The sequence below is a fragment of the Bacillus sp. FJAT-27225 genome (assembly GCF_001685025.1).
Classification (GTDB): domain Bacteria; phylum Bacillota; class Bacilli; order Bacillales; family Cytobacillaceae; genus Bacillus_D.
In genome coordinates, this window is the sequence record NZ_MAYU01000001.1 from 851,108 (window position 1) to 866,272 (window position 15,165).

The 15,165-nt window shown below is 41.8% G+C and carries 16 protein-coding genes; all 16 read right to left on the reverse strand.

From position 1 onward, the window contains the following. Positions 1 to 19 precede the first annotated feature (19 nt). The 16 genes from A8F94_RS04400 to A8F94_RS04475 all read right to left on the reverse strand — a co-directional run bounded on the left by A8F94_RS04400 (position 20) and on the right by A8F94_RS04475 (position 15,019). Entirely contained in the window at positions 20 to 994 is a 975-nt protein-coding gene (locus A8F94_RS04400; protein ID WP_066196135.1) for an ROK family glucokinase, read from the reverse strand. Further along, positions 991 to 1,212: a YqgQ family protein gene (locus A8F94_RS04405; RefSeq protein ID WP_066197260.1), complete on the reverse strand. Its 222-nt coding sequence runs from the start codon at positions 1,210 to 1,212 to the stop codon at positions 991 to 993. Before A8F94_RS04405 ends, A8F94_RS04400 begins: the two co-directional genes overlap by 4 nt. A 75-nt stretch (positions 1,213 to 1,287) precedes the next feature. After that, positions 1,288 to 2,835, reverse strand: a complete 1,548-nt coding sequence (locus tag A8F94_RS04410) for a rhomboid family protein (RefSeq protein WP_066196138.1) — start codon at positions 2,833 to 2,835, stop codon at positions 1,288 to 1,290. A 90-nt stretch (positions 2,836 to 2,925) separates the two neighbouring features. Continuing rightward, positions 2,926 to 3,120 (reverse strand): hypothetical protein, encoded by a 195-nt coding sequence (locus A8F94_RS04415; RefSeq protein ID WP_066196141.1) that lies wholly within the window; start codon positions 3,118 to 3,120, stop codon positions 2,926 to 2,928. A gap of 56 nt (positions 3,121 to 3,176) precedes the next feature. Then, positions 3,177 to 4,124: an L-lactate dehydrogenase gene (locus tag A8F94_RS04420; protein WP_066196144.1), complete on the reverse strand. Its 948-nt coding sequence runs from the start codon at positions 4,122 to 4,124 to the stop codon at positions 3,177 to 3,179. A gap of 105 nt (positions 4,125 to 4,229) precedes the next feature. Then, complete coding sequence (locus A8F94_RS04425; RefSeq protein ID WP_066197264.1) at positions 4,230 to 5,015, reverse strand: DUF92 domain-containing protein; 786 nt, start codon at positions 5,013 to 5,015, stop codon at positions 4,230 to 4,232. Then, a complete protein-coding gene (locus tag A8F94_RS04430; RefSeq protein WP_077247551.1) occupies positions 5,015 to 5,578 on the reverse strand; it encodes a 5-formyltetrahydrofolate cyclo-ligase in 564 nt (187 codons plus the stop codon). Before A8F94_RS04430 ends, A8F94_RS04425 begins: the two co-directional genes overlap by 1 nt. A 60-nt stretch (positions 5,579 to 5,638) precedes the next feature. Further along, positions 5,639 to 5,788 (reverse strand): 50S ribosomal protein L33, encoded by a 150-nt coding sequence (gene rpmG, locus A8F94_RS04435; RefSeq protein ID WP_066196146.1) that lies wholly within the window; start codon positions 5,786 to 5,788, stop codon positions 5,639 to 5,641. A 54-nt stretch (positions 5,789 to 5,842) separates the two neighbouring features. Beyond that, complete coding sequence (locus tag A8F94_RS04440) at positions 5,843 to 6,487, reverse strand: hypothetical protein (RefSeq protein ID WP_066196149.1); 645 nt, start codon at positions 6,485 to 6,487, stop codon at positions 5,843 to 5,845. 266 nt (positions 6,488 to 6,753) lie between these two features. Then, the gene (gene phoU, locus A8F94_RS04445) at positions 6,754 to 7,413 is read right to left on the reverse strand and encodes a phosphate signaling complex protein PhoU (protein ID WP_066196151.1); all 660 of its coding nucleotides are present in this window, start codon (positions 7,411 to 7,413) and stop codon (positions 6,754 to 6,756) included. A 67-nt stretch (positions 7,414 to 7,480) separates the two neighbouring features. Beyond that, positions 7,481 to 8,287, reverse strand: coding sequence for a phosphate ABC transporter ATP-binding protein PstB (gene pstB / locus A8F94_RS04450; protein WP_066196154.1), 807 nt, complete (start codon positions 8,285 to 8,287; stop codon positions 7,481 to 7,483). A 17-nt stretch (positions 8,288 to 8,304) separates the two neighbouring features. Further along, a complete protein-coding gene (pstA, locus tag A8F94_RS04455) occupies positions 8,305 to 9,189 on the reverse strand; it encodes a phosphate ABC transporter permease PstA (RefSeq protein ID WP_066196157.1) in 885 nt (294 codons plus the stop codon). Between the two features lies 1 nt (position 9,190). Beyond that, positions 9,191 to 10,138, reverse strand: a complete 948-nt coding sequence (gene pstC / locus A8F94_RS04460) for a phosphate ABC transporter permease subunit PstC (protein ID WP_066196160.1) — start codon at positions 10,136 to 10,138, stop codon at positions 9,191 to 9,193. Positions 10,139 to 10,252: 114 nt separating this feature from the next. Next, a complete protein-coding gene (locus tag A8F94_RS04465) occupies positions 10,253 to 11,203 on the reverse strand; it encodes a PstS family phosphate ABC transporter substrate-binding protein (protein WP_066196163.1) in 951 nt (316 codons plus the stop codon). A gap of 296 nt (positions 11,204 to 11,499) precedes the next feature. Further along, complete coding sequence (locus tag A8F94_RS04470; protein WP_066196166.1) at positions 11,500 to 13,644, reverse strand: peptidoglycan D,D-transpeptidase FtsI family protein; 2,145 nt, start codon at positions 13,642 to 13,644, stop codon at positions 11,500 to 11,502. A gap of 157 nt (positions 13,645 to 13,801) precedes the next feature. Continuing rightward, positions 13,802 to 15,019, reverse strand: coding sequence for an MFS transporter (locus tag A8F94_RS04475; protein ID WP_066196169.1), 1,218 nt, complete (start codon positions 15,017 to 15,019; stop codon positions 13,802 to 13,804). Between the last annotated feature and the right edge of the window lie 146 nt (positions 15,020 to 15,165).

Sequence of the window (15,165 nt, forward strand, 5' to 3'; positions counted from 1 at the left end):
CTTGGAGGCCTCTAAAAATCTAAAGGGATAATTTGTTTTTCGCCAGCCAGGCAGCGCCGATTACTCCTGCATCATTTCCTAGGGTCGCTAGGGCAATTTGAGTTGATTCACGAACTCTTGGAAAAGCGTATTGTTCAAAATGCCTTGCTACTTTCCCTGTGAGGAACTCTCCTGCCCTTGACACACCTCCGCCCAGAACGATTTTTTCCGGATTCAGTGTATTTGCGATATTTGCCAAAGCAAATCCCAAATGGAAAGAAACTTCTTCAATAACTGCCAGTGCCAAATTGTCACCTATACGCGCGCAATCAAAAACATCTTTAGCGGTTATCAAGCCTTTAGCAGTATAAATATCGTTCAGTGCTCCTATTTCCGAGCTCTCCTCCAACTTTTTTAGTGAAAGCCTTACAATCCCGGTTGCCGAAGCAATTGTTTCAAGGCAGCCCGTTTTCCCGCAATTACAGCTCGCACCGCCTGACGCTATTGAAGTAATATGGCCTATTTCCCCTGCCGCGCCACTTGCACCCTGAACAATATGTCCGTTTGCAATGACACCGCCGCCTACACCTGTTCCAAGCGTTACACAAACAAGATCCTTTGCCCCTTCTCCGGCACCCTTCCACATTTCGCCGATTGCAGCACAATTCGCATCATTATCAATAGCTGCCGGAAGGGAAGTTTCCATTTCCAGTACATCCTGCAACGGATAGTTTTCCCTCAGTCCCAGGTTCACAGCATTATAAAGGACGCCACTTGCATAGTTGACCGGACCGGGAGCCCCCATTCCTACACCAGCAAGTTTATCTTTTCTTTCGCCAAGTTCTTCAAGTTTTTCATTAATAGCTTTTGCAATGTTTAGGACAATGTTTTTCCCCTCATTTGAATTATCCGTCGGAATCTCCCACTTATGCAGGATTTCACCATAGATTGAAACAAATGCCAATTTTGTTGTCGTTCCGCCGAGGTCAACACCTGCTAGCCATTTTTCTGTCATTTTCTGTCACCTTTCCGATTGTTTTTTTCCTTCTCCAGCTGAATTTCATGGCGCAGAAGCATTAACGCATTCTCAAATTCATTGCGTTCGATTAACTGCGAGTTGAACATTTCTTTTAGTTCGTCCTCCATGAGTTCCATATCAGCAAGCCGGTCTCCGACATAAATAATCGTGCCGTACCTTTTTAAAAATTGCTGGATTTCATATACACTCTTCACGCTTTCTTCACCTCTGGCCCGTTTTACTTCCTGCAATATACATATTTTATCTAATCCCCCGCCTTCACCGAACCTCTAAGGCAAACTATCAAGCTCTGTAAGCAGGTTTTTGTATTCCTGCTTTTCAGGGTTAAGTTTCACTGCCTCTGCTGCATGCTTACGGGCTTCATCAATTTGGCCTTCTTCCAAATATACAAGCGCAAGATTAAAATGGGCTTCATGAAAATCCTGATCGAAGCTGATTGCCTTTTGGAGGTGTTCTTTTGCTTCAGGCAGCATACCCTTTTTTATTTCTGTATAGGACAGAAGGAAATATGTTTTTTCAGTAACCTTGTTCCCTTCCTCAAAATCATGCAACAAGTTATATGCAGCATCATAATTCTCATTTGATACATATTCTTCCGCGAGCATAACAATTGAACGTTCGTCCTTTGAACCCAATTCAGTATTGAAGCCGTAATAAAGGCCGCCTCCGATAGCAAGCACGGAGAATAAAACAAACCCCAATTGAAGGAAAGGCTTTTTTTTCTTTGGAAAATGAACGATTCCGGCCGCAAGGAAACCGCCAACAAGCCCACCCAGATGGCCGGCATTATCGACCATTGAGACCGAAAATCCAAACACCAGGTTAAAGATAATAATAAAGAAAACGGTCGGACCCATTGTCCTAAAAAACAAGTTGGGAAAAGTCACCCCAAAATAGAGGAGTGCACCAAGCAAACCAAAAATAGCACCGCTCGCTCCCGCCGATAAGTCATGGCTGAATAAAAAGCTTGCCAATGAACCGCCAAATCCAGCCAATAAATAGACAAACAAAAACCTTGCCGACCCAAGAATCCTTTCAACTGCAGTTCCCACAAAGTATAACCCAAGTGTATTCATGGCCAAATGCAAAAACCCGATATGAAGGAAAATCGGAGCAAAAAATCGCCACCACTCACCCTGCAGAATTAACGGGTTAAATTTTGCTCCAAATTCAATCAATGTTGATGGATTTGTACTGCCACCTGATAGCTCAAGAAAGATAAAGACGACAATTTGCAAAACCATAAAGAAGTATGTAAAGATGGGCTTACCAGCTTTAAAAATCGCCTGCTCCTCCTGGCTTGCCCGCCTCGCATGTTCAAGGGTGCGCATTCTAACATCTGCAAGCTCTTCTTCTGCTCCCTCTTTCTCAACTGGAGTATCTGGTAGAGGATTCACACCTGTTAAGTCTGTCAGCCTCGTTTGGGCTTCGTGATAAGTATCATTTGTAAATAAAACAGTGTGAACAGAAGTTTCAGAAAAGGCCTTCGAATACATAAACGGTTCGTTTAGCAAATGTTCGTAAGAGTCGACAGGAGCAAATTCGCTTACATAGATATTCACGACTGTAAGCTTCCGGCTATTCAGCTGTCCGCGAATTTTATCACCAGTTGATGCTGTCATATGTATATCTTTTTCCATCCAATTGCCCCAATCAAGATTGTAACGGAGCAGCCGGAGGATGGGGGCTTGTTTATTTTCTTTTTTTTCAAGCCACAACTCCTGCTCATTTGGAAATAATTTAATTATTCTATAGCCAGATCTGATTATGAATGCTTCGGCCAGCACCCAAAAAAGATGATCACTCTTACTGTACACTAATTTCCCCTGCTTTCCTCAGGCGGCCGATGCCCGCCCAAAAATCCTACTCTACATATTATACCTGAATATAGGAAAGGCCGTCCCGTTTTAAAAACGGTTCGGCCCTCCAAATACAGTATTCATCACTTTGTCCCTCATCCCGGGCATTCCCATAAAAGTACTGACCGCTGCCTTTCTTACCCAGCCCGTACCCAGTACACTATTCATTACTCTGTAGCGGTTCCGATAAAGAAGGTAGCCGGCCGTTCCCAAAACCACCATGGATGAAAAGCTCTTTTTCATAACAATCCCTCCCTCCCATAGTCTTTCTAAAGGGAAGGAGCCTATACATCCAATATTTATTGCTTCAGGACCGGTTGAAGGTATTTTTTAAGGACATCTACCGAATGGGAAAACTTTTCCCTTTCCTCTTCGCTCAGTTCCATTTCTAAAACCTCTCTGATACCATTTCGATTAACGACAGCCGGCACCCCGATATAGACATCGTTATGACCGTATTCACCGTCAAGGTAACATGAAACTGTAAGCACGGAGTTCTCATCGCCCAGAATTGCTTTTGTCAGCCTGACAAGCCCCATAGCAATACCGTAATAAGTAGCGCCTTTCCTTTCGATAATATGGTAGGCCGCATCCCGGACGTTCAGGAATATTTCATCCAAATCTTCTTGTTTGAAATCCGCTTTCTTTTTACTCCATTCTGCTATACTCATGTTGGCAATATCAGCGTTGCTCCAAACCGGAAGCTCAGTATCCCCATGCTCGCCAATGATATAGGCGTGGACATTCCGTGTATCAACATCAAAATAGTTCCCTAGCAAAAATCGGAAACGGGCGGTATCGAGTATAGTTCCCGATCCAATAACCCTTTCCTTTGGCAAACCGGAGAATTTCCATACTGCATAGGTGAGGATATCAACAGGATTGGTAGCAACCAGGAAAATTCCGTTAAATCCGCTGCCCATTACACTATCTACAATACCTTTAAAAATCTTTGTGTTTTTTTCGACTAAATCCAGCCTTGTCTCGCCTGGTTTTTGATTGGCGCCTGCCGAGATCACAACAAGGTCCGCTGTCTTACAATCTGAATAATCGCCAAACCAGATTTTTGTACGGGATGGTGCAAATGGAAGTCCATGATTTAAATCCATTGCATCTCCCTCTGACTTCTCCTTGTTCAAGTCAATCAACACAAGTTCTTCTGTTACACCCTGATTTAATAGTGCAAATGCATAACTAGATCCAACAAAACCTGTTCCAATTAAAACAACCCTGTTTACCTGTCCCATTTATATCCTCCTCTAAACAAAATTAGCTGAAATCACAGCTGTTGTTTAATTGCTTCCCAAGGGCTCAAAATGATTTAATGTAAAGCATTCCCTGAGCAGCGTTCCTTAACCTGTGATTAGCCAGATAAATGTTCCCGAAGCTGCCAGAATTCCTGACATAAAATTGACAAGGTCATTGTCCAGAAAGCCAATCCCTTTTATCTTCCTAGTCCTATGGCCACAATGATAGCGCTTTTCCGTCTCCATTCCACAAACCGAACAACTATACATCGCCTGGGCATACGCCCCAAGTACTGTATCCATCACATTTCCTAAAAAACCAAAGATAAAGATTAACAATCCAGTAGTAATCTCCAACTCGAAAAAAAGGACAGCCGCAATCGCAATAACCGCCGACCCTGCAACCCCCGCAGTCGTTCCTAATAAACTAACAGCTCCTGAAGTGCCTCTTTCCGCCCTTCTCCAGGTTAATATACTAAAGGGCTCCTTACCGCTCAATGGGCCTATTTCGGATGCCCATGTATCTGAATTCGAGCTCGCGATTGCGCTGGCAAAACAGATTACCCAAATATCGTTCCCCGTAAAGATGAAGAGCAAACTGCATAAAGTGGCGGGACCCCCATTCGCAGCAACCTGCCTCCAATCCCTTCTCGACCCCTTAGCCAATTTTTCTTCCAGCAAAGCTTTTGATTTGCTTTTAAACATCGACCATAAACTGGAGCTTACAAAAAAAACACCCAGGAGAATCAGGCCTTCGGCACCTGTTCCAGCAAAAATCAACAGGCCGCAAACTATTGCAGCAACAGCTCCTGAAGTTGTAAGAGCACGAAGGTACCATCCCGAAACAGAGGCCAGGAAAATCAATATGATACTTATAAACTTCCCTATCATCACTTGGATATAACCCTCTTATCCGTAATGATTTTTGAAACAGGCATATCATGCGGCTCCAGAGGAAGGTAATCGACTATTTGCTTTTCAAATGCCAAGCTTAACGTCTTACCATGAAATCCAGAAAGAAACCGATCATAATAGCCCCCGCCAAAACCCATTCGAAACCCATCCAATGTGAAAGCGAGGCCAGGAACGATCAACAGCCCAATTTTCCCGGGCTCTGCCAGGTCCGTTTTTTCCCTTATCGGCTCAAAAAGGCCATAGTAGACACTCTCCAACTGTTTAAAGTCCGTAATATAACGGAATTCCATTTCCCTTGTTTCAGGAAGGCACTTTGGTACAGCGATCTTTTTGCCATCAGACCAGGCTTGTTTAATGATTTGGTATGTATCAACTTCAGGTGGACGGGATACCGTTATTCCAATTGTTGAAGCCATCCGCCAATCAGGCTGTTTGTATAACGATTCAGCTACCATGCCCGATAGCCGGCTATACTCGTCTTCCGAAATTGATTTTAGTTCTTGCATCATATTTTTCCTCAATATGCGCTTTTCTTCCACGGTACCCCTCCTCTTTGTACTTTTAAAGACAACAAAAAAAGCAGCAGGAAGCCCTACTGCTTATTTTGTTTCGCGATGTACTGTTGTGCGCTTCTCTCTTGAGCAGTATTTTTTGAGCTCAAGGCGATCAGGATTGTTGCGTTTATTTTTTTTAGAAATATAGTTACGCTCCCCACATTCAGTGCAAGCCAACGTAATATTTACGCGCATGTTTTTCCCTCCAAACACTTAAAGCTTATTCGTTCATACGACTTTTCTATAATATCATTTTTTCTTTTGGAATGCTAGTCTGTTTTTCAAAAGGGCATCGTTTAGAAATACAAGCTCATTTTTATCGTTTCCGCATATAATCCATGAGTTAGCTTTCTGGGTCATTCCTGGAGGAATAATAAAGGTTTTTGAGAGAAGGCTTGCAGGATTGCCCTTGGCTGTTGGCTGGTACTTTAGCTGTCCATTCTTTAAAGAAGCCCAGATTTCCTCGGAATGAATAATCCAGGAAGGAATTACAGTACTTTCCCATTTGTTTCTTGATTCATTTAAGCCATCAATCATGAACATTTTCTCCCCTGCCAAATGGAAAATAGTGTTGTCTGCGGGGGATATAAAAGCAAAATGGTCACTTTGGGCAGTTTTTAAATAGTTCATGGAAAGAAGCTTTATTCGCTTTTCGTCTGAACTATGATTCACAATATGATAGGTAATCATGGTGATTTTTGAATGAGGCTTTTCTTCTGTCACTCGCATTGTCAGTTCTTCTTCATACAGAATTGTTTCCCTGTTATCAAAATTCCAGTTTACTTTCCCATTAACCCAAATGCCCGTTCCTATTTCAATGGCAGGGTTCCTTGCTGCTTCATCATAATAATCCCCGCTATTTACCCTGCTCTTTTCCTGTCCCAACTTAATCATAAGTTCAACCGCCTTTATTGTAACGTATCAGTATAGTGTATTAGCTATAAATATATGCCGCTTTCAAAAATAATCGTAGCACCTTCACTATCCTTGTACAATGAACGCAAATTGTCGGAATTTGCCTTGCCAAGCCAGTCCTCTTCTCAATACATAAAAAAATTTTATAAACAAAGCCCAAGCCTGTATTTTTGCGTATATTCGACACTATTAATAAAAACCACTAAAAAAGCATGCTGCCAATAAGAGGCAGCATGCTTTGTCTTTTAAGTATTTAAATCATAGAGTTTTCCTGTTACTACATATATAACCTGTTCAGAAATATTGGTGGAGTGATCGCCAATTCTTTCAAGGTAGCGGCATGTGTATGCAAGCTGGGTGATTTGGTTTGTCGCAGTTGGATTTTTTGGAATAAAGCTTAACAATTCACTAACAAGCTGGCCGTACATTTCGTCTACCTTATCATCTTTTTTTGCACATTCCCTTGCAAGGACAGTGTCATTTTCATAGAAAGATTTTAGGGCACATTCTAGCATCTCGATAACCAGAATCATCATTTTAGGGATATCAACGATTTCCTTAATATGCTTTTCCTTGCCAATATGCAAAGCAGCCTTTGCAATGTTTACTGCATTATCGGCAATCCTTTCTACCTCAGATGATATCTTTAACGCCGCAATAATTTTTCTAAGGTCGGTTGCAACCGGAGATTCAGTCGCAATCAAGAGGATTGCCTTTTCATTTATTTTGGCCTCAAGCTCATCAATTTTTGTATCGCCTTTAACAATTCCATTTGCTTTCTCAAGATCCTGTGCCACAAGTGCTTCAGTTGCTTCTCTTACAGCAACTGTTGAAAGGCGCACCATCTCCATAAGCATTTCCTTTAATTGGTTTAAATTATTGTCAAAATTTGTCCTTGTAACCACTATCTCACCCCATTATTCTTTCTGAATATGTGCAGCCGGATGTTTTATCACGGTTCCAACTATAATATTATCCGAATCGGCCAGAAATGTAATCTTCTGTCCGCTTATCAGATGGATTTGAGAAAATTTTGTTTGTTGCAGCAAATTCAACTACCTCTCCATTTAGGAAAAACGCTGTTTTATCAGAAATCCTGGCGGCCTGCTGCATGTTGTGTGTAACAATGATAATACTGTAATTTTGTTTCAATTCCTGCACAAGCTCTTCAACCTTTAGAGTAGAGATTGGGTCAAGGGCAGAAGTCGGTTCATCCATTAGAATGACATCCGGTTCAATTGCGAGGCAGCGTGCAATACAAATCCGCTGCTGTTGTCCTCCGGAAAGCCCATAAGCATTTTGGTTCAGCCTGTCCTTCACTTCATCCCAAATGGCAGCACCGCGCAAGCTCTGCTCCACGATTTCATCCAATACTTTTTTGTTGCGGATACCGTGAATTTTTGGGCCATAGGCAATGTTTTCATAGATTGATTTTGGAAAGGGATTTGGCTTTTGGAATACCATGCCGACACGGGTCCGCAAATCTTCAACCTCGAAATCTTTATCATGGATGTCCTTACCTCTATAAAGAATCTCTCCCGATGTCCTGACACCTGGGACAAGCTCAACCATTCTGTTCAACGCTTTAATATACGTTGATTTTCCGCATCCGGAAGGGCCAATAATTGCTGTCACTTCATTTTCATTTATGTCTAAATTAATATTCTTCAGTGCATGGCCTTCGCCATACCATAAATTAAAATCATTCGTTTCGTAAACGGCTTTCGCAGCCGTGTTAGTATCAGCCTGTGCATTTAATTTTCCTGATGTAGTCCCCATCGTAATGGCCTCCCGCCTTAATATCTTTTTTGGAATTTATTTCTTATTAGGACTGCTATTGAATTCATAATAAATAGTACAAGAAGCAAAATGATGATTGTCGCGGCAGCAAGATTTGCGTATTCAGCGACAAGAGCCGAGTCAACTGTCCAGTAGTAAACTTGAACAGGCAAAATTGTGAATTTATCCAGGATGTTGTCAGGGAATGGAATTAATAGTGCCGGTATTCCCAATACAACAAGTGGTGCAGTTTCACCAATTGCCCGTGACAGGGCCAAAATTACCCCGGTAAGGATTCCTGGCAGGGATGCCGGCAAAACTACATTTTTAATTGTCTGCCACTTTGTTGCTCCCATTCCGTAAGATGCTTCACGCAAAAATTGCGGAACAGCGCGGATTGCTTCCTGGCTTGAAACAACAACTACCGGAAGCACGAGGAGTGACATCGTCAGTCCCCCAGCTAATACTACGGAACCAAGATCCATCCAACGGGCAAAAACGGTCAGTCCTAGAATCCCAAATACAACAGAAGGGACACCGGCAAGGTTGGAAAGATTCGTTTGAATAAATGATTGCAGTTTTCCTTTTTTTGCATATTCTTCAAGGTATATTGCCGTACCTACCCCAAGAATCATTGTAACTGGAGCTACAACCAGCATAAGCCAAAGCGTACCGAGGATCGCTCCCATGATTCCTGCCCTTTCAGGGTTAGTAGAAAGTTTATTTGTGAGAAAATCCATATCAATCCAGCCGATACCATCGCGAACGACTCTATATATTAAGACAGCCAAAACAGCAATTCCAAACAATGCTGCAAGTAAGAAAATGGCCTTTGCGATGTTGTTTATAGTCAGTCTTGTGCCCATCTTCTTCTGAACCTGGCCTTTGTCAATATATTTCATTTTAGTATTCCTCCCTGAACTTACGTGAAATATATTGCGCAATCAGGTTCATGACTAATGTAAATACGAAAAGTGTCATGGCGACTGCATACAAGCTGTAATATAATGTTGTTCCCGCTGCAGCCTCACCACCGGTTACTTCCACTATATAAGCTGTCATAGTCTGCATGGATTGTGTTATATCAAAAGTGAAGTTCTTGGAACTTCCACTAGCGATTGCAACAATCATAGTTTCCCCAATTGCACGTGAAATTCCTAAAACGAAAGAAGCGATAATCCCTGAAATGGCTGCGGGAATGACAACTCTCCAGGTAACTTCTAGCTTTGTTGCCCCTAGAGCCAACGCACCTTCACGCATCGCGTTAGGTACTGCACTCATCGCATCTTCTGAAAGGGAAGCCACCATCGGAATAATCATAATCCCCATTACAATCCCAGGGCTCAATATATTCGTAGGCTCAAGTCCCGGTATAAAAGATCGCAACAAAGGTGTTACAAATGTAAATGCAAAGAATCCATAAACAATGGTTGGAATTCCCGCAAGCACTTCAAGAATTGGTTTAAGAACTCTCCTAACCCGTTCCGATGCATATTCGCTAAGAAAAATTGCTGTCATTAACCCTACAGGAATTGCCACAACCATTGCAATTGCAGTAGAAATAAGTGTCCCATTCAACAAAGGCAGTACACCAAACTGTGCATTTTCACCTAAAGGTTTAAGTACGGTACCTGTGAAAAATTCGATAAATGAAACCTCTCTAAAGAATAACAATGTTTCAGTCAAAAGTGTGACGACAATACCAATCGTCGTGAAAACAGATATCGCTGCAATAGCAAAGAGGATGCTTGGTATTAATTTTTCTGTGTATCTTCCTAGGCTTGCAGACTTTTTCTTTTCTTGTATAAGCCCACTAATGTTCAGCTTCTTGCCTTTGCTTGTGTTGTCCATATCAAGGCCCCTTTCACCCCTATATTTTCCTTGGAAAATATATCATAAACATAATTAACGGCACAAAAGATGAGAAGGCAGGCTTCTCATCTTCCATGGGAATGGATTTTATCTTTATTTTTTCAGAGCATTCAGGGCATCAAGCGCTGCCTGCTTGTCTGCATCAGAAATCGGAGCAAAACCAGTTTCAGACGCAACATCCTGAGCGTTCTCCATCATATAAATCGCGTAATCCAGTACTTGCGGCTTTTCCTTCGCATGTCCTTCATTCAAGTATGTGAAAACTGCGCGAGTAAAAGGTGCATAGGCGCCATCTTCCTTGATTGTATCTAAGGAAGGCTCTACAGGCCCGTTGCCAAAGTCAACATTGACAGCTGAGAGCTTGTCTTTGTTGCTATCATAATACCCAAAACCGAAGAATCCGATTGCGTTCTTATCTTTGGATACGAGATCAACCAAAGTTGAATAATCTTGCTGTAGATTAATATTCTCTGGTAAATCCTGCTCACCTAAAATTTCTTCATAAAAGAATTCGTATGTTCCATGGTTTTCATTTGGTCCGTATGTCTTAATTGGCTCATTTGGGAAGTCAGGGCGTACATCAGACCAATTTTTCTTGTTTTTCGCAGCGGTAAAGATGTCAACAACTTCCTGCTGGGTAAGTTCTTTTGCCCAAGTATTGTCTTTATTGATGACGATTGTAATACCATCAAGAGCAACCTTTAGTTCTTGTACATCAATGCCAAGCTTTTTTGCTTCAGCTTTTTCTTCTTCTTTTATTGTACGGGATGCATTATTGAAGTCTGTTCCGTCTTTAACAAGGAATTTTTTGAAACCAGCAGAAGTACCTGCACGGCTGACCTCCACTGAAACGTCTTCTTGTTCGTTAACCATATAATCCTCAGCCATTCTGGCCATGAATGGGAATACAGTTCCAGATCCGTCGATAACGACGCTTCCTTCCAATCCTTCTCCATTGCCGCCTGAGTTGCCGCCGCAAGCTGCTGTAAATACCATTACTGCTGCAAGCATTGTAAGCAGGCCGAGTTTCTTGAATCGTTTCATTTATTTGTTCCCCCTAGAGTTTGGTTATTTCCCTACAAGTTTTAGCTTACAGATATACTGTAAAAGCCGTTTAAATCAAATGTTAAGCTTTTGTAAATTTATCTTGTTTAATCATGTCTATTTTTTCCGACTATTGTTAATATTTAACCTCCATTACGGCTGGGTAAACATTTCATATAAATGAGTTTCCCCCAATAAAGGTATATCAATTCTAGTTGTTGTAAGCATTAGGAAAGAAAACTTATTAGAACTATTCATACAAAAAAGCCGCCCCAAAAGGCGACTTTAAATATTGTTTATTCAGTTTGGTTCATTTCATCCTGGCTTTCTCCCGAATTTGCTTCAATCTCATTCGTTTCGCCGCTAACCCGCTTTTCCTTGAGCTCAAAATATGCATCAAGTACTTGACGTCCAATGATATTATTATAGCTACCCCCGTTCCCCTGATATGCCCATGGAATTAGTACGGAAATCGCTATTTCTGGCTTTTCGTAAGGAGCAAAGGCTATAAGACTCAAGTTCATAACTTCTGGAGGAATTTTCCCGAATTTCTTTCTTTCAAAACCATCATAAAATGCTTCGGCTGTTCCTGTTTTTCCTGCAGGGTTATATGGTGCGTTGTTAAAGTAACCCCTGGCTGTACCACGTGATCCATGCATAACCCGCCAAAAACCTTCCTTTACAGGCTTTAGGTGTTTGTCACCGCCCTCCAGCCTGTTCAGTACTTTGGGCTGAATTTCCTGAATGATTGGTCCAAGCTCATCGCTTTCCATTTCAGGCTCGCGAATTTCTTTTACGATATGAGGCTGTATCCTTGTCCCCCCATTGGCGATTGTCGATACATACTGGGCCAGCTGCATGGCTGTATATGTATCATACTGGCCGATTGCAAGGTCAAGCAGCTTCCCGCTCTCTAGCGGTCCGGCAAAACCTGCAGATTCACTCGGGAGGTCGATGCCAGTCCTGACACCAAGCCCAAACTGGCTAAAGGATTCCCTAAAGGTACCAAAGGCTTTCAAGTCAAGAGGAAGCGGCTGATTAGGAATATACGTTCCTTTCCCCAGTTTGATAGCAACATGGAACATATAAATGTTCGATGACACTTCAAGTGCACTTGCGGCGTTGACAAATCCAAGCCCGCTCCTCCAGGAAGATTTTCTCGGGGTACCTTTTATATTCATTGGTGTGTCATAAAATGTTGTCGATGGAGTGATAACCCCATGTTTAAGGCCTGTATAGACTGTTGCGCCTTTAACGGTGGATCCTACATTATAGGAACTAGTAAAAGCTCCATATGCATAATCACTCATTTCGTATTTACCGGTTTTCGGGTTTTTTTCTATCTTTTTACCCGCCATGGTAAGAATATCCCCGGTATAAGGATCCATAAGGACCACAAATCCCCGGTCAAGAAGGGCAGATCCCGGCTTTCGCTTTGCGGCCCAGAGTTCTTTTTCAAGGATTTTTTCAACTTCACGCTGAAGCTCCATATCAATAGTAAGAACCAGGTCTTTCCCGCGTTTCCCTTCCGACACGACTTCAGTGCCGAGGACGTTTCCGCCTTTATCTGTTTTATTTTTCACTTTCGCCTTTTGCCCTTGGAGGACCTCTTCATATTGCCTTTCGATATAGCTGATTCCAACCCGGTCGTTAAGGCTGTAATCCCTTGATAAATAATAATCGAGCTGTTCCTTGGGAATTCCTTTATCAGAAGGCGTCACATTCCCAAGTATCGTTCTCAATGTATCTCCATAAACATATTTGCGCTTCCAGTCAGTTGTTGTATCTACTCCCGGCAATGCTTCAAGGTTTTCGCTGACTACCGCAAATTCTTCATCCGTCACTCCTTCATTTTTAACGATTTGCGGAGTTTGGGCATAACCCGAATTGAATTCCCTCCAAATCGCCGCTACTTCAAGCTCAGCAGGTGTAAGGCTCTTCAAGTGCTCTTCTGTCACCCTGTCGACTTGCATTTCGTACAGTTCTTTATTTGTAATCTCTTTATCGTAATATTGATCCCATTCTTTTTTTGTTATTAGTTTTTTGGCTTCTTCCTCATTCTTCAAAAGCCAAAAATCTTTTTTATCACGTTCCTGAAGCCGGTCAGTTGGCTTATCGATCATCTTTGCCAGCTTTTCAGCAACCTCAAGCATTTCTTCCTGAGTCGTACCTTGATATCTCGTATAAGTAATTGCATTAAGCGGCTCATTATCCAAAATAATATTGCCATTCCGATCATACATCTTCCCTCTAGGAACCGGATTTTTAACCGTTACATCCTCAGTCCGTTCAACTTCGCGCTTAAAATCATCTCCATATACAATTTGGACAATGCCCAACCTTAAGATCAACAAAGAAAAAAGCACAAACACTGCAAAAAATAATATATTCAGCCTAAATGGCACATAAGCCCTTTTTTTCTTTTTTTTCGTTGTAACCATGTACTCACACTTTCTTTTAAAAATTTACACTATCCCTTATTGTAATGGAACACAGCGATTATTTCTATCCGTAACCGTCTGCCATTTTTGAAATAGGGCTTCAGAACGAGAAGCAACTTTATTTTCCAATGAAAAAAGACCCTTGCAAGCAAAGGCCCTATGGTGATGAAAGGTGAACATTTCTTAGAAAAAAATAGACAAAGGCATGCCCGGAGCCGAGGATGACTAGCAGGATGGGAATACTTTCGCGCCAATCAAAAAGGGTTATGCCAGAAAGGAAAACAAGAATTGATACAATCCTGCCGAAATTCAGAAAAACCTCTCGGACAACAATATACTCGATTCTCATTTCCGCAGCCTTCCAGCTCCTCCCGATAACATCATATGTAATGGACATATATGGCACAAGGAGGATTGGGTAGGCTATGGCGATAATACTGCCATAAAGCAGGAGTTTGTAGAAATTCACATTAAACACAAGCAGAAAAACTGCAGCAAATAAAAGGATGCCCCCAAGTAAGATTGCTTTTTTTCTTCTTTGCTTCTTAATCATCCTGGAGGCAAAGTAATAGGCAATAAATGAAACACCCGAGTTCAGCAGGCCAAATGTCCCTAACGAAAGCTCGCTGCCTGTTGAAAGGAAAACATAGACAGAAATGATAAATACAAACGTCCCTTCCCGAATCCCCTGAAAGAAATGGGCGTTTGTAACTAGCTTCCAATTACGGTTGCGCCTCCGTTCCTTAAATATATCAGCAACTGCATATTTGCCTGAAGAAGGACGTGGCTTTAGGAAAAAGCTTAGGAAGACAGCCAGCGAAAAAAGGGCCAGTGATAAGCCAAATACAATTGTATATCCGTTAAAGCTGTCTACCCTTGTAATAATAAAGCCTGAGGTAACCGGACCGACCATTCCGCCGGCTGAAGAAAGGATACCAAGAAATCCATTAAAAAAATCTCTCGTATCAGGTTCAGTTATTTCGAAAGTAAGGACATTAAAAGCAAGCCAATAAAACCCATATCCTATGCCAAGAAGCCCCCCCAAGAGGATGAGGAATTTCGAGGCGCCAGAACCTGCAGTAAGGACAGCCAAATAAAACAGTGCCAGAAAAATAACCCCAATCCGAAGAACGATGACCCTGTCTATTTTTTTTGCCCATCTACCGGCCAGGATGAAAGTAAGCGGCTGTAGAACAACAATGGACAGATTATAAAGCGAGATTGTTGCAAAATTTCCTGATTGCTTCCATAAGTAAATATTTACGAATGTGTTGGATAGAGCTATGCTCAATGAGTAAAGGCCGCCTAATATGAGTAAGAGCTTAAGATCCTTTGTTACTTCTAAATCCCCAAATAACTTTAATTTGTTCAGCATATGAAAACTCCTTTTTTCATAAAGGTAGTTTTCATCAGCCTTCTTGTTTCTATTCTAAATAAGAATAAAAAGCCTCCAGTGCTTGGTCAGTAGGTGCTGGGATAGTTTCCACTTTCTGCAGGCTTATATCCAACTATAATTTACGT

Coding starts and splice junctions, on each gene's coding strand:
- pstA (WP_066196157.1), bottom strand. CDS start 9,189: ATGAAATATATTGACAAAGGCCAGGTTCAGAAGAAGATGGGCACAAGA.
- A8F94_RS04415 (WP_066196141.1), bottom strand. CDS start 3,120: ATGAAAAAGAGCTTTTCATCCATGGTGGTTTTGGGAACGGCCGGCTAC.
- A8F94_RS04465 (WP_066196163.1), bottom strand. CDS start 11,203: ATGAAACGATTCAAGAAACTCGGCCTGCTTACAATGCTTGCAGCAGTA.
- A8F94_RS04420 (WP_066196144.1), bottom strand. CDS start 4,124: ATGGGACAGGTAAACAGGGTTGTTTTAATTGGAACAGGTTTTGTTGGA.
- A8F94_RS04400 (WP_066196135.1), bottom strand. CDS start 994: ATGACAGAAAAATGGCTAGCAGGTGTTGACCTCGGCGGAACGACAACA.
- A8F94_RS04475 (WP_066196169.1), bottom strand. CDS start 15,019: ATGCTGAACAAATTAAAGTTATTTGGGGATTTAGAAGTAACAAAGGAT.
- rpmG (WP_066196146.1), bottom strand. CDS start 5,788: ATGCGCGTAAATATTACGTTGGCTTGCACTGAATGTGGGGAGCGTAAC.
- A8F94_RS04425 (WP_066197264.1), bottom strand. CDS start 5,015: ATGATAGGGAAGTTTATAAGTATCATATTGATTTTCCTGGCCTCTGTT.
- A8F94_RS04470 (WP_066196166.1), bottom strand. CDS start 13,644: ATGGTTACAACGAAAAAAAAGAAAAAAAGGGCTTATGTGCCATTTAGG.
- pstC (WP_066196160.1), bottom strand. CDS start 10,138: ATGGACAACACAAGCAAAGGCAAGAAGCTGAACATTAGTGGGCTTATA.
- A8F94_RS04440 (WP_066196149.1), bottom strand. CDS start 6,487: ATGATTAAGTTGGGACAGGAAAAGAGCAGGGTAAATAGCGGGGATTAT.
- pstB (WP_066196154.1), bottom strand. CDS start 8,287: ATGGGGACTACATCAGGAAAATTAAATGCACAGGCTGATACTAACACG.